Here is a 19,679-nt window from a genome sequence, read left to right as displayed (position 1 = left end):
CATGGGATTCCTGACACCGATGCACGAGTTGGGTGAATATTTGAAGTGGACTCGTTCCGGGGAGATCCAGTTACCGGACTTCCAACGCGGTTACAAATGGGAAGATGAACGCATCCGTCAGCTCTTGGTGACGGTGCTGCGCGGACACCCCATGGGTGCGGTCATGCTGCTTAAGACCGGCAACTCACAGGTGCGATTCAAGCCCCGCGCCATCGAGGGTGTCCACCTCACCCCAGGCACCGACGCGAAGTACCTGCTGTTGGACGGGCAACAGCGTCTGACATCTCTGACGCAAGCCCTCAGCGGGAATGGCGTGGTCGCAACGAAAGACAGCCGCGGACGATTGCTCGACCGACGCTACTTCGTCCACATGGAAACCGGTCTCAGCGACCCGAACCGTGTTGACGAGGCAGTGATTTCGGTACCCGCCGACGGCGTCGTTCGGTCGAACTTCGGCAAAGACGTGGAGCTCGACCTCAGCGACCAGGACAAGCAACACGAGCATGGCTACTTCCCGCTGAACCTGCTCTATGGCGACTACATGAGCTGGATTCTGGAACTGCAGAACCCGGCGCTAGGCAAGCACTTTCATGACAAGTTCATCAAGCAGTCAGCCACCTACGACATTCCCGCGATCGTCTTGGACGAGGACACCGACAAGGCGGCCGTGGCCACCGTCTTCGAGAAGGTGAACATTGGTGGCCTGCCTCTCAACGTGTTCGAACTGCTCACCGCAGTCTTCGCCGGCGACGCCGACTACTACGCCAAGACCGGCGAAGACTTCCGGCTCAACGACGACTGGCGGGAGACCCAACTCAAGTGGTCGTCCTACCCGGTGCTGGCGGCCGTCGAGAACACCGATTTCCTCCAAGCGGTCACCATGCTCACCACCCGCCAACGCCACCTCGCCGACACCTCCGACCGGCCGCCGGCCATCTCGGCCAAGCGCGAGGACGTGCTGAAGCTGACCCTGAGCGACTATCTGCAGTGGCGCGAACCTCTGCGCGAGGCGTTCATCTGGGCGTCAACATTCCTGGCCGACCGCCACATTTTCGCACGACGAGACGTGCCCTACCCCAAACAGCTGGTTCCGCTGGCCGCCATCAAGGTGGTGCTGGGCAAGCAGGCGGATCTGATCAGTGTGAGTGAACGTCTCGTCCGCTGGTACTGGTGTGGCGTGCTCGGCGAGCTCTACGGCTCGGCAATCGAATCACGGTTCGCCCGTGACATCGAGATGGTTCCGCCCTGGGCCACCGACGGCTCCGCGCCGGTGCCGAGGACCGTACAGGACGCCAGCTTCACCGAATCCCGTCTGCACTCGCTGCGAACACGAAACGCCGCCGCCTACAAGGGTATCGCCGCGCTCATCCTCGCCGGAGGTGCGCGGGACTGGATGGAAGACAAAGCGCTCGACAAGGTTCAGTACGTCGACCTCGCCGTCGACATCCATCACATCTTCCCCCAGAAGTGGTGCGACACCAATGGCATCGATGCCGAGCACCGGGAGAGCATCGTCAACAAGACGACGATCAGCGCGCGAACCAACCGCACAATCGGCGGTGTCGCCCCGTCGTCGTACCTTCCGGTGATCGAAACCCGAGCGCAGATCGACTCGCCGCACCTCGACGGCCTCGTGGCCACTCACCTTATTCCGGCCGAGTTCCTCCGCCAGGACCACTTCGAAAACTTTTTCCGTACGCGGCGCGAATCGCTATGCGAGCTGGTCGAAAATGCGATCGGTAAGGCAGTGCAACGAGACATCGACTTGGGATTCGCCGAGGAAGATTCCGCACAGTTCGAGCCCGATGAGTTTCCCAACGAAGCAGGCATGGAGAACGACTGATGGCGCTGAGCAACCGTGACCGCATCGACCGCATGTTCCAGACGATGGCACCCCCGCTCGATGACTTCATCGCTTCGGTCGTCGGCCAGGGCGATCCAGCGCTCGGAGCCGCCTGGACGAAATTGGTTCAACTCAAGGACGGGAAAAAGGGCGCGCCGTCGGACAAGACCTACAACCCGCTCGACCCACAAGTCCAGTTCCGCATCCTCACCGAATCGAACATCACCAACGGCTTCAAGCCGGGTTGGTACCCGTTCAGCAAGACACTTGGGAAAGCGGGGGAATCCTTCGCCATCGAACTCCGCGAAGTCCGCAACACGTGGGCCCACAACGGCACCTTCAGTGACGACGACGCCTACCGCGCGTTGGACACCGGTGAGCGACTGCTCAAACTCATTGGTGCGGCCAAGGAAGCCGACGAGGTTCACGCCATCCGCCTCAACCTGCGCCGCGTGGCCGCCGACAAAGACGACAAGAAAACTCTCAAGGCCGCCGTCGACAACCCCGAAGCCGCCGGGCTCAAGCCTTGGCGCGAAGTGTTGCCGCCCCACCACGACGTTGCCACCGGCAATTTCGCCGCCTCTGAATTCGCCGCAGACCTATACAAGGTGGCCTTCGGCGGTGAACAAGATTCCGGCTACGCCGACGCGGTCGAGTTCTTTCGCCGCACCTACCTCACCGAAGGTCTGACCGATCTCGTCGGCCGGGCGGTCCGCCGGCTGTCCGGCGACGACAACGCGCCCCCTGTCATCAACCTGCAAACGAATTTCGGTGGCGGCAAGACGCATTCGATGCTCGCCCTGTGGCACGTCGCCGCGGGTCTGCCAGTCGGTCAGTTCCCTCAGGATACTCAGGAACTACTGACCAAGAACGGCTACACCGGCACCAAGGTCAACCGGGTCGCCATCGTCGGCAATCACTTCAGTCCGTCCGGTACGACCAAGGACGACGGCACCCACGTCAACACCATCTGGGGCGAGCTCGCCTGGCAACTCGGGGGTGCCGAGGCCTACGCCCTGGTCGCCAAGGCCGACGCAGACCGCACCACACCCGGCGAGGCCCTGCATGACCTGCTTGCGAAGTACTCCCCCGCCGTCATCCTGATCGACGAATGGGTCGCCTATGCCCGCTCGCTCGTCGGCCGCGACGACCTGGCCGGCGGTACCTTCGACGACCAGTTCACCTTCGCACAATCCCTCACCGAAGCGTCCAAGGGCACCTCCGGTGTGCTGCTGGTCATTTCCATCCCCGCGTCGGAAACCGGGGACGATTCCGACAAGATCGTCGCCGGCAACGCCGAAGAAGTCGGCGGCGCGCACGGCCTCGAAGCACTCAAACGACTGCAGAACGTCGTGCGTCGCGTCGCCGAACAATGGCGCCCCGCCTCCTCAGCCGAGGCGTACCAAATCGTCAGGCAACGCCTCTTCGTCCAAGCTGACGGCGCTGCACTGGCGTCGATCGGGGCCACCGCGCGTGCCTACGTCGATATGTACCGCAAGTACACCGACGATTTCCCCCGCGAATCCCGTGACACCGCATACGAAGACCGCATCAAACGGACCTACCCCATCCATCCGGAGTTGTTCGACCGGCTCTACGAAGAGTGGTCTTCGCTAGAGCGCTTCCAGCGCACCCGAGGCGTGCTGCGGTTAATGAGCACCGTCATTCACGCGCTGTGGACCGGTGAGGACGCCTCGCCCTTGATCATGCCCGGGTCCATCCCGCTGTCCACAGCCAACGTGAACGCCGAACTCACCCAGTACCTGCAGGATTCGTGGAAAGCCATCATCGACGCCGATGTCGACGGGCCAACCTCCGAACCTGCGCGCATCGACAAGGAGAAGCCCGTCTTCGGTCAGCGGTCGCTGACCAAGCGGCTGGCCCGCACGGTGTTCTTTGGTGCCGCCCCCACCATCGGGTCGGCCCACAAGGGCCTCGAAACCCAGCGGGTCTTCCTGGGTACAGCGGTCCCGGGTGATGTTCCTGGGAACTTCCATTCTGCGCTCACCCAACTTGGCGACCGAGCCACCTACTTCTACTCCGGGTCTGGCAAGTACTGGTATGACCTGCAGGCCAACATCACCCGCACCGCCAAGGACCAGGCGGAGCGACTGCACAAGGAAGATGTCTGGGCCGAGATCGCCCGTCGCCTGCAGGGGCAGGCCAAGACTCGTGGCGACTTCGCGGGTGTGCACGTGTGCCCCGAATCGAACGCGGATATCCCCGACACCGACGAAGCCCGACTGGTGATACTGCATCCGAAGGTGGCGCACAAACGCGGATCGGACTCACCTGCCAAGGCGTTCGCCCAGAAGGCAACTGAGCAGCGTGGGACCGCCAATCGGACCAACCGCAACATGCTGGTTTTCTTGGCCGCCGACGAAGCGCGACTCGAGGAACTCGATGCCGCCGCGCGGGACTACCTCGGCTGGTCACACGTGCTGGCCAACGAGGCCGACCTGGATCTCACCCAGAACCAAAAGAATCAAGCGTCCACCCGGCAAGCGCAGGCCGACCAAACGGTGAAGTCTCGTCTGCTACAGACGTTCACGTGGGCACTCGTCCCGTCACAGCCTGATGCGAGCGCTCCGTTCGTTGTGCGGGAAACAAAGGTCGAAGGCCAGGCGGAGTCGCTGGCTGAGCGTGTCTCCCGCCGGCTCGGAAACGACGGAGATCTGTCCGTCCGCCAAGCCGCGGTGACGATTCGCCTCGCGATCAATAGGGTGCCACAAATCTGGAAGGACGGTCACGTCGCCCTCGGCGCGCTGTGGGGGCTGTACTGCCAGTACCCGTACATGCCGCGCCTACGGGATCGGCGTGTTCTGGAGGAGGGCGTCCTCGACCTTCCGATGATCTGGGAAACCGACGCGTTTGCCCTGGCAACCGGCATCGACGCTGCCACAGGACGGTTTGTCGGACTCTGGATCCCCGGAGACACGAATTCAGCACCTAGTCCGGCGGACTCGCTGCTCTTGGTGCGTCCCGACGTCGCGATCCATCAGCGAGAGCACGAGAAACCAACTGAAACAGGTTCCGACACCGACACTGAAACCGGAGAGGGCACCGGGACTGGAACTGGGACTGGGACAATCGCCGGAACTGGAACCGGCCCCGGCCCCGGCCCTATCGATATCGCGTTCACGCGGTTCTACGGAGTCAAGACGCTCAGCTCGGACAAGATCGCGATGGACTTCAAGAACATCGCCGATGAGGTGATCGCCAACCTTCGGGAGCAGGGCATCAACCTGATCGTGAAGATCGAGATCGAAGCGGTCGACGCAACAGGCTTTGATGAGAACAAGATTCGCACGGTGTCGGAGAACGCGAAGACCTTGAAGTTTGACCAGTCGGGGTTCGAGAAAGAATGACCACCGGCAAGCCTGCAGAGTGGAGATGATGAGTTGTCCCGATTCGCACCACGGATACAGTCGACGCCGCTTCTTGGCCGAATATTCGGGTCCGGCGGCGAACGCCGCACCGACGAACTCGACAAGTGGCTCGAGGAGACACTCAAGCGCGAGTTCAAGCTTGACGCCATCGAGCGTGACGAGGACGGCGACATCCCCATCTCCCGCGGAAGCGCGGTTGTGTACGTACACACTGCGGATGACGATCCACCGCGCATCGAGATCTTTTCCCCGCTGCTGGAGGAGTTCACCATGCGTCCCGAGGTGTTCGCGGCAGTCAACTCCATCAATCGAAATACACCGCTCGCCAAGGCATACGTCGACCCAGACAACGCACAAATCGTGCTGACCGCAGAGTTGTACATCTTCGACGAACTCTCCCCCGACCAGTTATTGGCGACTATCGACCTTGTGGCCGACCGAGCGGACCACTACGACAGCCTTCTTCAGAAGCGGTTCGGCGGCAGAACCATGCTCGACGACGATGAACGCGACGAGTTCGATGTCTAACACACCGGGGCGGTTGCTCCGGCAGTTCAGTGACGAGATCATCGATCTGGCCGAGCGGGTGGTGCTCTCGACTGCCATCGTCAAGGGTCAGACTCACGATTTCGAGGAAGGCGGCGGGTCGGCCTTCCTCTACGACGTCGAACACCTCGTCACGAACAATCACGTAGTGCAAGACCTGGTCGACCCCATGTACGTTCAGCTTCCCGGCGCGCAGCAGACCGAGGCGCGGGTCGTCGGGCGCGACCCACTGACCGATCTGGCGGTCCTTCGCGTAGACCCGCAATCTGCTCAGCCACTGACGATTTCGCCTGAGGGAGCTCGACTTGGCGAACTCTGCTTCGCATTCGGCAGCCCACTCGGCGAGTTCCCAGAGAGCATCAGCATTGGCATTGTGAGCGGCCTGAAGCGGAGCCTTCCCACCGGCGACAAGCAAGCGATCTTTGACGTCATCCAGACGGATGCGGCGATCAACCCGGGGAACTCCGGCGGACCGTTGGTGAACGTTGACGGTCAAGTTATCGGCGTGAACACGGCAATAGTCCCCGAGGCTGACGGCATCGGCTTCGCCGTTCCCGCCGACACCGTCGCCGAGGTCGTCCACGAACTCATCACCTACGGAGCGGTCGAACGCGCGTCGCTCGGAGTGAGCGTCGCACGTCGGGTCGTCGACCGCGCACCCGGTGGCCATGCTCGTGGTGACCGCTGTTCGCGATAATTCAGCAGGCACCTTCGAACCCGGTGATGCCATAGTCGCTGTCGGCGATCGCGACATCCACTCCCAGAACGATTTACTGCGCGCATTGCGGCGAGACGTCGCCAACAGAAAAGTCACGGTCGTGGTCCTGCGTGGTGACCACGAAGTCTCGATCGAGTGTCGGCCACGCAGCGTGCGAACTTTCGGCTGATCGAAGACAAAGATCATCGACCTCTTCGAAGTGCCACCCCGATCCGGCAATGCATGCACCATCGAACGTTCCATCCCACTTCAAGCATGTCGGAGGTATGTAACAGTTGCTCATGGTCCCCACTGGCGAATGCCCTCATGATTCAATTCGCGCAGAGATCCAACAGATCCTGATCGACCACCCCCGCACCCGCTATGCCAAGGTGCTGCTCGGCATGCTGCGCGGGCTTACCGACGCCGAAATGGCGAAAGAGGCCGCCGAAGCAGGGGAACCGATCAGTGCCGACAGCATTGCCAATGTTCGCAGGTTGGTTCGCTTGTCCATGGACGACAAACTTGTGCCGGCTCCGTCTGATGCCGAGGGGCAAGCTGGACTTTATCGCGAGCTGCTGAACTACCGGCGTTCACCTGAACTGACACAACACATCAAAACCAAGCTGGCGAAGCTGCGGGAGCTAGACCCCAAGATTCTGCTGACGCCTCTCGGTCATGTCCATCTCGGCGCGAACGATCCCTCGAAGCCAGAGAAGCCGGAAAAGGTTTGTCCTTACTGCTTTTTGGTGCATGCAGGAGAGTGCCCATAAGCACCAGACTCGGTGTTACCCCAGCTCACCTCCCGTGTCTCCAACGGGGCGCGGGCTATCCGGCATCAGACGTCGGAGCCACTCGATAAGTGAGTTACTCGGAAAGCACGCCACGCCTCTGCAATCTCAAGAACCCGGCGCACAAGGTCGAAACATGCCGGCGCTGCCAGCGATTGCTCCGCAGTCCGGAAGCTCGCAAAACCTTCGCGAAAGAGAAAGGCGGATCGACGCACTGAAAAGGAGTATGACGCGAAGCGCAATCCGATTCGGGTCGTGCAAGGCGGGCTAGGGTCCGGCAACAAGTAAAAGGGCGCGGCGCGAGGTCATGCTGCCGGATACATGCCATCTGATCCGGAGCAGGCAGTCGATGGGATTTCACGGCACGCAGTGCCTGCCATCCCAATTGAGCAGTTCCGCAGTCTAGGTGCCCTTTGGCGCAGGAGCGCATGCAGTCCATCGTGGCGTAGGCGCAAATACTCTTGCCGTCCGCTCTGGGGCCTACAAGCTCGACTTTGATCAGGTCCCGGCCCAGTTCGCGGAACCCTTAAGCACCGGGAATTCGAACGCCCTGGTACTGCCGGAGGATCGAGTTTCGGCTGACCAGACCGAACGAGCTACCACTCCCCGTCAGCGACTACGTCGGGGCTCACCCCACCGATGGTGACCACTGTCTTCGGATCGATGGGAACAAACGGATCCTCCTTGGTGCCGAGCTTTTGCCGACGCTCTTGACGTTCGACAAGATCTTGGACGGTGCGAGGTCCTGCGCGTCGGCGTCGTAGTAGTCGAACCAAGGCAACCCGGCTTCTACGTAGGCGTCCCGGTCGACCGAGGTCGACGGCGGCACCTCTCCGGTGATCGCGGTCCACTGCGCGGCCGAGCACAGGTGGACGAAGACCCGCCGGGCGCCATCCTCGTCGTAGTCGGCCAGCGGGCGATCGTCGGCGTACACCTCTTGACGCATCCGGCCGCCAGCCCCAATCCCATACTGCTCCCCGAGGGCGCCGGCAGCGGTCCGCCATCCGCAAGGTCCTCGCAGCACATCACTTGCAGCGCCTGTGTGGCGTACCACGCCGCCAGCGCCTGCTCGGTCAGAGCGACAGCACGGAGTTGCACGCCACCGTGGGTCTCCTCCCCCGTCACCTGTCCTTCGACTGTGGCGCCCGAACCGAGCGGCACGGCAACGAACTGGCGGATGAACCCATCCCCCGAGTTGATGCCGTCCAGCCAGGGCTGCTGGGGCAACGCCACGTAGTTCTGCGGGTCACCGACGAGGTGATCGATCCACGGCAAGCCGCTAACCGCGCACACCTTGCCCACGCCAATCTGCAGCGCTGCGGGCTCGGAAGCGCTGAACGACAGCCACATCGCCTCGCGCTGGTAGACCGGCAGCATCAACCCGCCACGAACTAGCCATTCGGCTGGTGCGGTATTGGGGTAGTCCGCGACCCGCCGCAACGGAAACCGGCCCAGACCCGGCGGCAGCGGATGCAACCCCGTCTCGGGGATACGCAGCGTCCTCTGAAAACTCACCGTCACTGGACCCAGCACCAGCTTGTCGCTGACGATCTTTACCGGCGCGCTCTGCGTCATGACTACCTCCATCTAGGCGTACTGCACTATGGATAGCACCAGGCACTGACACCTTGGGGTCGCGCCACAGGCCTGGACCCCCGATACCTCCACCTTGCACCACCTCGACATTCACCCAGGTATCGGACGGTGCGCAAGGCCACCGGTGTCGAATCTTTTCAGATTCGGTCGGATTGCACACTCGCGGTGCGAGTTCGGAGACGCAATTCGGCTGCGCTGCATGGAAAGCGTGTCCTGCACCACCCGCCGTTAACGGGCGTGGCTCAACTCATGGAACCTAACTGCGTCTGCCCGAGCGCGATCAGTATCTGATTAGTCGCGTCCCGCACCTGCGCAACAAACTCGTTCTGACCCTCGATCGCGAAAGCTTCTCCATACGACCAGGTTCTGAGGATCTGGATGCCTGGGCGCACGTGGACCTGAATGCCGGCTTTCTTACTGTCCAGCCACTGGTGAAGGCTTTCCTCTTCGATGGCGGGGGCGTACCGGCGCTCCACCAGCCACTGGAAGAAGCGTGGACCGGCTATCTCATCGCGGGTTCGACCGCCAGCGCGCCCGTCGTGGAAATCGTCGACCCACTGCTGCAAGTAGTCCTCTGCGGACAGCAGTCTGGTCGGAAACCAGCGTTGAAGAGGTTGGGCAAAGCGATGCGCAAGTTGAAAGTTGGGCTCGACAGTGAAACCGTCGTTCTTGTTCAGTTCGAGGAGGGCGTCGGCTCTGGCCGGATCGGAATAGATATATGTGTATTGCGGCTGGAGTTCCGCCGGCCAGACACCCAAATGAACGTACTTGTCGTCAAAGAAAAGAGCTGCGCGGTCGGCACCGCGGACGTGATCGGCGGCGAATTTGATTGTGACGCCGGGCAACAGCGGGTCTCCCCGCGGGATAAGCGTTCCTTCCACCGCGCTGGCTTTCGGGGAAAGCCCCGTCGCCTTCTGGAGAATCGTCTCGAGTCGATGCAGGGCGTTTGCCGGGTCGGCCGGTATTGAGGTCGATGGCAGTGATGGCATTGGAGCGGATCTCCTTGGGGCAATGGTCGCTGGCTCGGGTGGGCGGGCATGCCTGATGCCGCTGTCCCAGCCGATCTCCCATCCCGCGCTGGCGTCGAAGTAGTCGGCGTACGCGATGGGTGGCAACTGGAATTGCTCGACAAGACGCATGAGTTCGGCGAACCAGGAAACGTAGGCGGGATCGTCCTCGGTCGGAACGGTCCTAGGAAATGCGTTCAGGATCAGGTCGGCGACCGATTCGGGTCTGGTTGTCACGGTCACCTCACTCCCGGCGAATTCGGTAAGTCCGCCCGTCGAATACTGCAGTGCGGTGTCGAGGTCGATGACGTGCGGGAAGCTCACATGGTCCATCAGATTGTCAGCGGCGGTGATAGCGACGCGCCAGTACATCCCCGAGGAACTCATTCCCGGCATAATGCGCAGCCGGTGGTAGCCCCGCTGATGCAGGACTCGAACCCCTTGCAAGATGCGGATCGGGGTCTTCGAAGCCAACTGCATCAGTACTTGCTCGTGCACCTCGGGGTCGAATGCCACCAGTCGCACATCCTCGACACGAGTATTGACGGTGGCAATGGTTTCAACCGCTGCCGCGATGGCGTCCCGCCGCGGCCAGCCGAAGGCGCCTGTACTGATGAGCGGAAAGGCGATAGTTCGAACACCGAGTTCGTCTGCGACCTCCAAGGCCCGGCGGTAGCAGGACTCCAGCAGCGAACGGTCTGTTTGCCCAGTGTTGTAGTTCGGGCCGACCGTGTGAATAACCCACCGGGCAGGCAGGTCGCCTGCTGTCGTCCAGCCGGCGTCACCTGTAGCCAGTCCGTTCGGGAACCGCTCGACGCAGTCGCGCAGGATGGCGGGGCCTCCCGCGCGATGAATCGCGCCATCCGCGCCGCCACCGCCGCGCATAGCAGAGTTCGCGGGATTAACCACGGCATCGACCTCCTGCGCGGTGATGTCGCCACAAACCGCGGTGATTGTCGGCACGCAGAACAGTATGCATCTGGGCACCGACGTCAATGTGGTGGACGGCTACGGCGGCGACTGACTGGCCCCGTACCCGTCCGTGACCAGCCCGGCATCCCTTCGGGATCTTCGGTCACCCCTGGTCGCGGTTAGCTGCAAAATTGGCGCTGAGCGGTTTGCGCTTTATCTCTGCTGTGCACTTCAGCAGATGCCGTCGGCGAGGGGTCAACTGCAAAATGACAATACATGCGGGCCGCGCGTGCCCGAGACCTTTCTGAGCTAGCCGAACATCGAGTCGCTCCTGGTGGCCGCACGTTCCCAGTGGGGCGCCCGCGATTCCGGGATAACTCGACAGTGCCGGACCCTCGTCCGGAAAGACCTGAGAGCGCCGGACCCCCGTCCAGAAAAACCTGACAGTGCACGTTGACGGCGACGCTCTGCTCTGCTCAGGCACTTAGACGGATTTAGTCTAGACGCTCCCGGTAACTCAATAGCATTACGTCACGGTGACGTAATGCTATTGACTGTTCTTCTAAACGGCCATCGCATCCCTGCGTTCATTGGCACCGTCGATAGCGGCGCGCTGAGCGTTTCGTCACCGACCTAGCTTGAGATCCGTTAGACTGATAACAGTGATATCAGGAGGTGGGACGAGTGAGCGACGTGCTGATCCGAGGATTGTCCGAGGGGGCGGTGGCGCGCATCGACGCCGACGCGGCCGCGCGCGGCCTGTCCCGCCAAGAGTATCTGCGTCAGCGGTTCGAGCGCGAAGGGACAGTGGGCGCGACCCAGCGCTCGCTGACGCTGGCCGACCTGCGCCGCGCTGAGGCCGCCGCCGCCGACCTCGACGATCCCGGCGTGATGGACACAGCGTGGCGGTGACTAATTGGATCATCGACAAATCCGCCTACACACGGCTATCGGCGTCGCGCGACGCCGCGGCCTGGATCGAACGCATCGAACGCGGCCTCGTCCGCATCAGCACCGTCACCCGACTAGAAATCGGATACTCGTTCCGCACCGGCCAACAGGCGCGCGAGGAGACAGCATCCCCTCCCCTGAGCCTGATGCCGGTCGAGTACTTGACACCGGCCGCTGAGGACCGCGCCGTCGCGGTGCAAATGCTGCTGGCCGATCGCGGCCAGCACCGCGCCCCCGCCATTCCTGATCTTCTCGTCGCCGCGACCGCAGAACTCGGTGGGCTGACCGTGCTGGCGCTGGACAAGGACTTCGATCTCATCGCCCAGGTCACCGGTCAGCCCGTTGAGAGCCTGCGGATGTGACCGGTTGAGCGTCCGTCTGCCAACCTCGCCGTAGACGGCGTACTGCGCCCCCACCGGGGTCAACTCTTGCGAAGTGCTCAAGTTCATCACTCCACGACGACGTTGACGGGCACGGCAATCAACCCAATCCCCCACTGCCGCAACGGCTTTACTTCATGGATAATAGTCATTATCCATGAATTATTGGTGGCGGATCGTGACCTAGATCGAGCGGCCCTACCACCGACGCCGCCGGCAACGTGCCGGGGGAGACGAAGTCGAACGTACCGCCTTGCGCGACGGCATCCTCGCCCGTGGTGCAGCCGGTGACTTGGGCTGCCGCGATGACAAGGGCTGCCACGACGGCGAGAGATTGCTTCGCGCTACGCATGAAACCTCCTTCACTACAAGTAGTTCGGCGTTCAGCTGGTGTGCGGGCGGGGGTCGCTGGCCAGCTGCTAGAAGGCGAGGCCGCTGACCAGGATGAAGATGCCGAGGGCGATCAGGACGATCGGGAACAGCACGTGTTCCCAGCGTTCGAGGACCTCGGCGATCGGCCGGCGGGTGGCGACGAATTTGGCGGCGACGACGAGGACCGCGACGAGCACGAGGAAGACGACGCAGTAGGCCACCACGGCCGCGGGCCCCACGCTGAGGAAGACGGGGACGTAGACGCCGATGTTGTCCCCGCCGTTGGCAAAGGTGACTGCCGCGACGGTCCAGACGCCGACGTTCTTACCTGCGACTCGTGCGTCGTCGTCGTCATCATCGTCGTCGTTGTTTCCACGCCAGGCTTCCCATGCCGCCCACAGTCCCAGGGCCAGGGGTATGAGCCCGAAGTACGGAATGATCTGCGGGGGAAGAAATGCTCCCGCGCCCAACGTCACGAGCACGGCCGCGCCCAGGATCCCCGCAAACCCCAGGTATTGGCCTGCGGTGATCCGGGCCGTCGTCCCGCGTTGCCCTGCACCGCGGGCGAAGAACAGCGACAGCACGATGATGTCGTCGATGTTGGTGACGATGAACAGGCCGATCGCGGGCAGAATCGACGACTGGATCATGCGTCGGCCCCGGTGTCTGCGGTGTCGCTGGCGCGCCAACTAGCCAGAACGAGGACGGCGGCGCCTGTGACGACGAAGACGTCAGCGAGGTTGAAGGTGGGAAACCAGCCCGTGTGCAGGTAGTCGGTGACCAGCCCATCACCGGCGCGGTCACTCAAGTTGGCCACCGCGCCACCCAGCATCGCGGCCAGTGCCAGCACGACCGGCGGCGCGGCGGTGCGAGCGACGCGGACCGCGAACACCGCGAGTGCGACCACAATTACGCCGGCAACGCCGAGCAGGACCGCCTGAAATGGCGGCGAACTGCAATTCCTTGATCTGCCAGAGCCGCTCGGGCTCTCGCTCCTCCTCGTCGGCGCCGCGGGGTTCGTCATTGCCGCAGCCGCAGGCGTCGCTCATCGGCCGGTCTCCTCCGCATCGATCGTTGCGCCCGTGCGGGAGCGGGTTCCGTAGTTGGGGCACAGCGCGACGGCATTGCCGGTGGCGGCCAGAAGTGTCTCGGCTGTGGCCAACAAATCGAGCAGTTCGGGGCGGGTCAGGGAGTAGAACATCTGCCGGCCCTCGGGCCGCCCGACTACGAGCCCGCAGTCACGAAGGCACGCCAGATGCGCAGACACTGTGGACTGCGCCATAGAGAGCAGTCCCGTCAAATCCACCACTCGGGCTTCACCGTCAGCCAACCGCTGCAGGATCGCCAGTCGAGTCGGATCCGCCAAACCGTGAAACAGCGCCGCCGCCGGAGACAGATTGGGGGACGGCCGCGCAGAGCCGCAATCGTTGGTTGTCATCGCCATACGGCGATGATACCGCCTCTTTTCGCCCTCATCGCCAAAGGACGGTGAAAGCACGAAGTTCGTTGATTGGTCCGGGTCGGCGCAACCTCCAACGCATCCGCAGACGGCGACCGGCAGGTGCTGCGGCCGGCGCCTCCTGGGATGGGCATGGGAGAGGAGGCCTGACCTGCTGCGTGCCCCTGAGGCCACGCGATCCTCTTGGGCGGTTCAGTGCCGGATCCATGTATGCCAACACCATTCGGCGGTCATCGGCCCCCCTCCCGGAACGTTGGCGGCTCATCAACGGTGGCAGGCTCGAACAATCTACTATGGCCCCTAGTAGGAAGGGTGCCGTCGGTAGCGCCCAGGACCCAGCCGGTGCCAACTCGGCAACAGGGGAGGTGCCAATTGCGGGCTCGGCTGCGGTGGACGGTGTGCGCGCTGGTGGTAATAGCCGCGATGGCGGTGGCGATCTGGCCGCGTACGCCCCAGGTCGACGGCACTAATGCCTCCAGCCCCGGGCTTACCCTGCCCGCTGCCGCCGTTGGCGACGCCGATACCGGCGAACTGGCGCGACTCACCGCGCGTGCGGCCTTGGCGCCATGCCCGACACCACGTGAGGGGGCGCCGCCCAAGGGTGATTTGGCTGGTGCGCTGGCGTCGTGCCTGGGGGCGCGGACCATGTTCAACGTCGGCGCGGCGCTCGCCGGTGAGCAGACCCTGATCAACCTGTGGGCGTCATGGTGCGCCCCGTGTCGGGAAGAGATTCCGGTGCTGGACGCCTACGCCGGGCAGCCGGGCGCGGTGCGGGTGGTCGGGATGAACGTGCAGGACACCGACACCGTGGCGCTGAGCCTTTTGGCGGATCTGGGTGTGCACTACCCGTCCTTCGGCAACGCCGACGCCGTCGGGCAGGTCCTAGGCGCTCCCCCGGTCCCGCCGCTGAGCTACCTCGTTGGCACCGACGGCACCGTCCGCCGGGTCACCACGCCCACGGTGTTCCGTGACGTCGAGCAGGTTCGTGCGGCCGTCGCGGCAATGAACCCGTGACCGGCCCCTTGGCCAGGCTGACCGGGAGGCGCGGTGCGGGGCAACCCGACGAGGACACCGACGCGATGGCGGCGCTCACCGACGGGTCCGCCAATTCCGATGGGGCCCCCGCCCCGCCGTTGAGCAGACCTCGGGGTGCAGGTCTAGGTGCTGCGGTGCTGCGCCGACTGCCCCGGATGGCCGGCGCGATCGCTGCGGGCCTGCTGTTGTGCGTCAGCTTTCCGCCGTTCGGGTGGTGGTACACCGCGATCGTCGCGTTCGCACTGCTGGCCTGGGTACTGACCCACGAGTCGACGACGCAAATCGGCGGGCTCGGATATGGACTTCTGTTCGGCATCGCGTTCTACGTTTCGCTGCTGCCCTGGACGAGCAGCTTCGTCGGCGTCGGCCCATGGCTGGCGCTGGCGGGCATGGAGTCGGTATTTCCCGCGCTGTTCGGCGCGGGGGCAGTGCTGGTGCGCCGACTGCCGGGCTGGCCGATCTGGGTCGCGGCCGTGTGGGCTGTGCAGGAATGGGCCAAATCCAATGTTCCGTTCGGCGGATTCCCTTGGGGCGCAGTCGGGTTCGGCCAGACCGACGGCCCGTTTCTGCCGATCGCCCAAATCGGCGGGGTGCCGCTGGTGTCATTTGCGGTCGTGCTCCTGGGCGTCAGCATGGCCGCCCTGGCGAGCGAGGTCACGCGCTGGTGGCGCCTTGACGCCGCCGGTGCCGGCCACGCGGGCCCTCCCGCGATAGTGCTGCCCGGTGCGTACATCGGTGTGGTGCTGTTGGCTACCGCCGTGATCTGGCCGCAGGTCCGGCAGCCGTCAATCAATGCGAACTACGACCCGCTCGTCACCGTGGCCGCGGTGCAGGGCAATGTGCCGCGACTCGGCCTGGACTTCAATGCCCAACGTCGCGCCGTGTTGGACAACCACGTTCGGGAAACCCTGCGGCTCGCAGACGAGGTGCGCGCCGGGCGTGCTGCGCAACCGCAGATCGTCGTGTGGCCGGAAAACTCTTCCGACGTCGACCCGTTGGCCAATCCCGACGCCGCCGAACGGATCACGATCGCCGCGCGGGCGATCGAGGCGCCGATCCTCGTCGGCGGCGTGCTCGCCGGGCCGGGTTACAGCAGCACCAACCCGGTGACCCTCAACTCGGTGATCGTCTGGGATCCGGTCGGCGGCCCTAGTGACCGTCACGACAAGCAGATCGTGCAACCATTCGGCGAGTACCTGCCGTGGCGCGGCTTCTTCCGGCTCTTCTCGTCCTCCGCCGACCGGGCTGGCTACTTCGTGCCCGGCGACGGGTCGGGGGTAGTGCGCGCAGCCGGGGTGCCGATCGGAGTGGTGACCTGCTGGGAAGTGATCTTTGACCGGGCGGCCCGCGAGTCGGTCCTCAACGGCGCCCAGCTGCTCACCGTCCCGTCCAACAACGCCACCTTCGGTGAGGCGATGAGCGAGCAGCAGCTCGCATTCGCCAAGTTACGCGCCGTCGAGCACAACCGCTACGTCGTGGTCGCCGCGACGACGGGCATCAGTTCCGTGGTCGGGCCGGACGGTCGCGAACTGGCCCGCACCGGATTCTTCGAACCTGCCTACCTAGACACCCCGGTCAGGCTGATGACCGGACTCACGCCAGCCACTCGGTGGGGCCCGGTCGTGCAGTGGCTGCTGATCAGCATTGGCATCGTCGCGTGCATCGCGTCGATCATTCTGCGCAGATCACCTACGCACCGGGTCAGTCTGCGCCGTCGCACCCCGCGTACCCACACGTCGCCGCCTGCAATGGCACCGCGGCGGCGATAGTTGTCATCGTCCGAAGGCGATGATAGCGTCAGGATCGCGGTCATCGCCAAACGGCGGTGATGGTAGGAGTCTGTTCATTGGTGCGGGTCGGCGTAAACCGTCAACCGCCGCCCTGCACGGATGGTCCCGGCGCTGTCGGCCACCGGGACCATGCCTCGCTCAGTGCCCCGTGCTCACCGCGGCACGCACCGCCGGCCCGGGGCCTGGCACAGCTGAATCGAGCTGAACTGCAACCAGTCTCACGGGCTGTCCGCTGATACGACCACCTCTGGAGAGGGCCAATCGTGTTGATGAACATGGCGGAGACCGCGCTGATCAATTCTGCGCCGCGGCGATGGCTCCAACGCGTCTACGAGGTTCCGGTGCTGCTGCGGTTCGGCGGCCGGTTGGTCCCGGACACCCAGGCTCTAGAAATCGGCTGCGGATCTGGATACGGAACGCAGCTGATTCTGGAGCGGTTTGGCGCTGCCACCGTGGACGCCGTCGACCTGGACCCGGCGATGATCCGGCGGGCCGGGGAGCGCTTGGCCCGCTACGGCAACCGAGTTCGGCTGGTCCAAGGCAGCGCCACCAATCTGTCCACCGCGCTAGATGCCGGCGACGGCAGTTACGGGGCGGTGTTCGACTTCGGGATCGTCCACCACATTCCCGACTGGCGTAACGCCGTCGCCGAAGTCGCGCGAGTCCTCGCGCCGGGCGGGCGGTTCTACTTCGATGAAGTCACCGCCCACGCCCTCGCCCGCCCCAGCTACAAGCGGCTGTTCGACCACCCGACCGAAGACCGGTTCAGCGCCGAGCAATTCTCTGACGAGCTCGCCCATCATGGCCTCGTCGTACTGGGTTCACGGACCCGCATCCAAGGCGACTACCTGCTCGGCGTGGCCGCCAAACCGTTGCCCACCGGCTGTGAGTGATGGTGACCATCGCGGTCTTGGTCCTGTCTTCACTTCGATGATCCTGGTGAAGGGCGCGGGCCGCCGGCAGATCAAAAGGAAAATGAGGTCAGCGCCCGCCGCAAAGACAACCTCATCCTGGTCGACACCGCCGAGACCACGTTGTGTGCTGCTCAGCATCTCACGCTGGTCGGCGTCGGGCTGGTCGAGCTTACCGGCGCGGCCTGGCCCGACCCCGTCGCTGGCTTCGTCATCTCCGCGTTCGCCATCCACGAAGGCAAAGAAGCCTGGGAGGTCGAACTGGTAGAGGACAATGACGACGACTGAACGGAGCGCGACATGAGCCGCATCACCGACAACGGGAGGGACGTCTACCGACGCGAGATGACGGCCGCGAAAGCAGCTGGCACCGCCGCGGCGCGCTGGCACCACCTCGAACGGGCGCACATTGTCTCGCAGCCTGACCCATGGCTACACACCTGTAACCACGCTGCCATGTTTGTGCTGGCCGTCCGACAGCGCGACCGGCGTGAGGCCTTCGGTCAGGTCGTCCGGATCGTCGTCGCCGCACCCGGTTCATTCGCGGGGCGCTACCCCGAGGGCAACACGGGCCGGACGGCGGCGGGCCTGACGACGCCGATGCCAATACCCGAAGACCTGCGGGCAGCCCTGGCACCTTAGGCGCCGCGCCGTCGGCATACCCGCCTGCGACTGTCCCGGAAATAGTGCACGAATAGAGCGCAGTATGCCAATAGCGTGGAGGGGTACCAATTCTAGTGCTCTTCAGTCCAGGTGGCTCATCCCGGTTTGCGACTGCAGTGAAGACGTCCGCGCGGACAGCGGATCGATCCCCCGTTGCCCTACAGTTGCACCTCGTGATTCGATCAGCCGAACTGGCATCTGCACGCACAGAGACGTTTGTCGATGTGCACCGACATAGACGAAGAGCCGATTCGTCGGGCCGAGGTCAACCTAATCGTCGAGTCATATGGTGGCCCAGGGCTTTATGGATCGTCCGCCGGCGGCTATGAAACGGTTTTCTCATTGTCGAGGCAACCCGTTGCTATCATCTCGGGGCTGATCTGGCCTGCATATTGTGTGCCCACGCCTGCTGCGAGCGAGAGCTTGCCGGCACGTTGAAGTGGCAACACCCTCCAACACCGAACACTGAGCGCTGGGGCCTGGGCCGCCTTATCCGCATTGGGAGAGAAAGACATTGGTTCGACGCCGACCTAGCTTCGCGCCTTGATCGCTCAATGAGAACCGGCGGACGCTATACCACCTCCAGGACTTCGAAGCTCCTACTGGCCTTTGGAGGCGTGCGATAAGCAGGGCTGATAATCCAGTCACCAAACATGATGTCGCAGAGGCAATTCCGGGCACCCTCCGGCAAGATGCCCTTGAAGCGCTTAACTGTGCATTTGCCGTTCGAACTATCAAGGTGGAACGGGAGTGGAGTTAGACCGCATTCCAGTCCGGGCTGTCGAACACAAAAGAACTGCAATGTCCGCCCAAGCGCAGCAGTAGCCGCAGGTGCGGATGAGTTACAGCAGGGTTGGCGCGCATGACTGTCAGATCGTAAGTGCCGCTGGCCATTACCGAATGGACGTAGTCAAGAAGGGGATCGGGCACAAACCCCAAGTGCATCCCACGATCAACAACCCGGATCGCCGCTGAGTTAACAGGGTTCTCGAGGTCGCGCTCCAGTCCGAGGCGATGGCCCGCCCGAAGGGCGGTTATTCGGTGGCTGGCCTCTACGCTGCGATGCCTGACACCGTGAGCAAGGAAGTGCGCCGACGTTTCGCCTGTGGTCCGATCGAATCGGGGTATTGAGACGAGTTCGATCGGGTCGCCTTCGCGATGCCCGCCGGACGCGGTCAGGATCTCCCAGGCATCAGCGTCGGCATCGAGATCCAAAGCCTCAAGGTATTGAGGACGGTCCGGCCGCTTAGCGCTCATCACCCGGTCGGCGAACGATGGAAATAGCCTCTCGGAACGGTAAAGACGGCTGACGTCACGGAACCCAACGACCGGCACGA

The 19,679-nt window shown here is 63.6% G+C and carries 19 protein-coding genes and 1 pseudogene; 13 read left to right on the top strand and 7 right to left on the bottom strand.

What is annotated here, in order from left to right:
- Position 1: 1 nt before the first annotated feature.
- The 6 genes from G6N07_RS09560 (at position 2) to G6N07_RS09540 (ending at position 7,248) form a co-directional block, all read left to right on the top strand.
- Positions 2-1,843 carry a DUF262 domain-containing protein gene (locus G6N07_RS09560; RefSeq protein WP_085192659.1) on the top strand — a complete coding sequence of 614 codons (1,842 nt, stop codon included), beginning with the start codon at positions 2-4 and terminating at the stop codon, positions 1,841-1,843.
- Positions 1,843-5,211, top strand: a complete 3,369-nt coding sequence (locus tag G6N07_RS09555) for a Swt1 family HEPN domain-containing protein (protein WP_179959972.1) — start codon at positions 1,843-1,845, stop codon at positions 5,209-5,211. Before G6N07_RS09560 ends, G6N07_RS09555 begins: the two co-directional genes overlap by 1 nt.
- A gap of 33 nt (positions 5,212-5,244) precedes the next feature.
- Positions 5,245-5,760: a T3SS (YopN, CesT) and YbjN peptide-binding chaperone 1 gene (locus tag G6N07_RS09550; protein WP_064874676.1), complete on the top strand. Its 516-nt coding sequence runs from the start codon at positions 5,245-5,247 to the stop codon at positions 5,758-5,760.
- A complete protein-coding gene (locus tag G6N07_RS09545; RefSeq protein WP_244949059.1) occupies positions 5,660-6,475 on the top strand; it encodes a S1C family serine protease in 816 nt (271 codons plus the stop codon). The genes G6N07_RS09550 and G6N07_RS09545 overlap by 101 nt, the downstream gene beginning before the upstream one ends.
- A complete protein-coding gene (locus G6N07_RS20295; RefSeq protein ID WP_244949058.1) occupies positions 6,447-6,665 on the top strand; it encodes a PDZ domain-containing protein in 219 nt (72 codons plus the stop codon). The genes G6N07_RS09545 and G6N07_RS20295 overlap by 29 nt, the downstream gene beginning before the upstream one ends.
- A 112-nt stretch (positions 6,666-6,777) precedes the next feature.
- Positions 6,778-7,248 (top strand): hypothetical protein, encoded by a 471-nt coding sequence (locus G6N07_RS09540; protein WP_085192470.1) that lies wholly within the window; start codon positions 6,778-6,780, stop codon positions 7,246-7,248.
- A gap of 807 nt (positions 7,249-8,055) precedes the next feature.
- On the opposite strand, the gene G6N07_RS09535 is transcribed toward G6N07_RS09540, so the two are convergent.
- Positions 8,056-8,841, bottom strand: a complete 786-nt coding sequence (locus G6N07_RS09535; RefSeq protein WP_244949057.1) for a hypothetical protein — start codon at positions 8,839-8,841, stop codon at positions 8,056-8,058.
- 263 nt (positions 8,842-9,104) lie between these two features.
- Positions 9,105-10,832, bottom strand: a complete 1,728-nt coding sequence (locus tag G6N07_RS20780) for an O-acetyl-ADP-ribose deacetylase (RefSeq protein WP_082947967.1) — start codon at positions 10,830-10,832, stop codon at positions 9,105-9,107.
- 633 nt (positions 10,833-11,465) lie between these two features.
- Between G6N07_RS20780 and vapB the strand changes: the two genes are divergently transcribed.
- Together vapB and G6N07_RS09520 are read left to right on the top strand one after the other, a co-directional pair.
- Positions 11,466-11,693: a type II toxin-antitoxin system VapB family antitoxin gene (gene vapB, locus G6N07_RS09525; RefSeq protein ID WP_064876252.1), complete on the top strand. Its 228-nt coding sequence runs from the start codon at positions 11,466-11,468 to the stop codon at positions 11,691-11,693.
- Positions 11,684-12,094: a PIN domain nuclease gene (locus G6N07_RS09520; protein ID WP_085192573.1), complete on the top strand. Its 411-nt coding sequence runs from the start codon at positions 11,684-11,686 to the stop codon at positions 12,092-12,094. The genes vapB and G6N07_RS09520 overlap by 10 nt, the downstream gene beginning before the upstream one ends.
- 169 nt (positions 12,095-12,263) lie before the next feature.
- Here G6N07_RS09520 and G6N07_RS20970 read toward each other — a convergent pair whose 3' ends face one another.
- The 4 genes and pseudogenes from G6N07_RS20970 to G6N07_RS09500 form a co-directional block, all read right to left on the bottom strand.
- Positions 12,264-12,464 (bottom strand): hypothetical protein, encoded by a 201-nt coding sequence (locus G6N07_RS20970; protein ID WP_372507508.1) that lies wholly within the window; start codon positions 12,462-12,464, stop codon positions 12,264-12,266.
- Between the two features lie 67 nt (positions 12,465-12,531).
- Entirely contained in the window at positions 12,532-13,134 is a 603-nt protein-coding gene (locus tag G6N07_RS09510) for a cadmium resistance transporter (protein WP_064875957.1), read from the bottom strand.
- Positions 13,131-13,533, bottom strand: a pseudogene (locus tag G6N07_RS20965) (signal peptidase II). Before G6N07_RS20965 ends, G6N07_RS09510 begins: the two are co-directional and overlap by 4 nt.
- The gene (locus G6N07_RS09500; RefSeq protein WP_179959971.1) at positions 13,530-13,928 is read right to left on the bottom strand and encodes an ArsR/SmtB family transcription factor; all 399 of its coding nucleotides are present in this window, start codon (positions 13,926-13,928) and stop codon (positions 13,530-13,532) included. The pseudogene G6N07_RS20965 and the gene G6N07_RS09500 overlap by 4 nt, the downstream one beginning before the upstream one ends.
- 387 nt (positions 13,929-14,315) lie before the next feature.
- On the opposite strand from G6N07_RS09500, the gene G6N07_RS09495 reads away from it, so the two are divergent.
- The 5 genes from G6N07_RS09495 to G6N07_RS09475 all read left to right on the top strand — a co-directional run bounded on the left by G6N07_RS09495 (position 14,316) and on the right by G6N07_RS09475 (position 18,321).
- Entirely contained in the window at positions 14,316-14,957 is a 642-nt protein-coding gene (locus G6N07_RS09495; RefSeq protein ID WP_085188858.1) for a TlpA family protein disulfide reductase, read from the top strand.
- 65 nt (positions 14,958-15,022) lie between these two features.
- Complete coding sequence (lnt, locus tag G6N07_RS09490; protein ID WP_064872278.1) at positions 15,023-16,747, top strand: apolipoprotein N-acyltransferase; 1,725 nt, start codon at positions 15,023-15,025, stop codon at positions 16,745-16,747.
- 290 nt (positions 16,748-17,037) lie between these two features.
- Positions 17,038-17,661 carry a class I SAM-dependent methyltransferase gene (locus tag G6N07_RS09485; RefSeq protein ID WP_064872266.1) on the top strand — a complete coding sequence of 208 codons (624 nt, stop codon included), beginning with the start codon at positions 17,038-17,040 and terminating at the stop codon, positions 17,659-17,661.
- Positions 17,662-17,802: 141 nt separating this feature from the next.
- A complete protein-coding gene (locus tag G6N07_RS09480) occupies positions 17,803-17,967 on the top strand; it encodes a hypothetical protein (protein ID WP_179959970.1) in 165 nt (54 codons plus the stop codon).
- Positions 17,968-17,979: 12 nt separating this feature from the next.
- Positions 17,980-18,321 (top strand): DUF3703 domain-containing protein, encoded by a 342-nt coding sequence (locus tag G6N07_RS09475; protein WP_064872268.1) that lies wholly within the window; start codon positions 17,980-17,982, stop codon positions 18,319-18,321.
- Positions 18,322-19,098: 777 nt separating this feature from the next.
- Here G6N07_RS09475 and G6N07_RS09470 read toward each other — a convergent pair.
- A complete protein-coding gene (locus G6N07_RS09470; protein WP_244949056.1) occupies positions 19,099-19,677 on the bottom strand; it encodes a hypothetical protein in 579 nt (192 codons plus the stop codon).
- Positions 19,678-19,679: the final 2 nt, after the last annotated feature.

It is taken from the genome of Mycolicibacterium doricum (assembly GCF_010728155.1).
Taxonomy (GTDB): domain Bacteria; phylum Actinomycetota; class Actinomycetes; order Mycobacteriales; family Mycobacteriaceae; genus Mycobacterium; species Mycobacterium doricum.
The sequence above is the reverse complement of the archived record's forward strand: the minus strand, read 5'-3'. Positions and strand labels throughout refer to the sequence as shown.

Coding starts and splice junctions, on each gene's coding strand:
- G6N07_RS09560 (WP_085192659.1), top strand. CDS start 2: ATGGGATTCCTGACACCGATGCACGAGTTGGGTGAATATTTGAAGTGG.
- G6N07_RS09500 (WP_179959971.1), bottom strand. CDS start 13,928: ATGGCGATGACAACCAACGATTGCGGCTCTGCGCGGCCGTCCCCCAAT.
- G6N07_RS09510 (WP_064875957.1), bottom strand. CDS start 13,134: ATGATCCAGTCGTCGATTCTGCCCGCGATCGGCCTGTTCATCGTCACC.
- G6N07_RS09555 (WP_179959972.1), top strand. CDS start 1,843: ATGGCGCTGAGCAACCGTGACCGCATCGACCGCATGTTCCAGACGATG.
- lnt (WP_064872278.1), top strand. CDS start 15,023: ATGGCGGCGCTCACCGACGGGTCCGCCAATTCCGATGGGGCCCCCGCC.
- G6N07_RS09485 (WP_064872266.1), top strand. CDS start 17,038: ATGAACATGGCGGAGACCGCGCTGATCAATTCTGCGCCGCGGCGATGG.
- G6N07_RS09475 (WP_064872268.1), top strand. CDS start 17,980: ATGAGCCGCATCACCGACAACGGGAGGGACGTCTACCGACGCGAGATG.
- G6N07_RS20970 (WP_372507508.1), bottom strand. CDS start 12,464: ATGCGTAGCGCGAAGCAATCTCTCGCCGTCGTGGCAGCCCTTGTCATC.
- G6N07_RS09535 (WP_244949057.1), bottom strand. CDS start 8,841: ATGACGCAGAGCGCGCCGGTAAAGATCGTCAGCGACAAGCTGGTGCTG.
- G6N07_RS09540 (WP_085192470.1), top strand. CDS start 6,778: ATGGTCCCCACTGGCGAATGCCCTCATGATTCAATTCGCGCAGAGATC.
- G6N07_RS20295 (WP_244949058.1), top strand. CDS start 6,447: ATGCTCGTGGTGACCGCTGTTCGCGATAATTCAGCAGGCACCTTCGAA.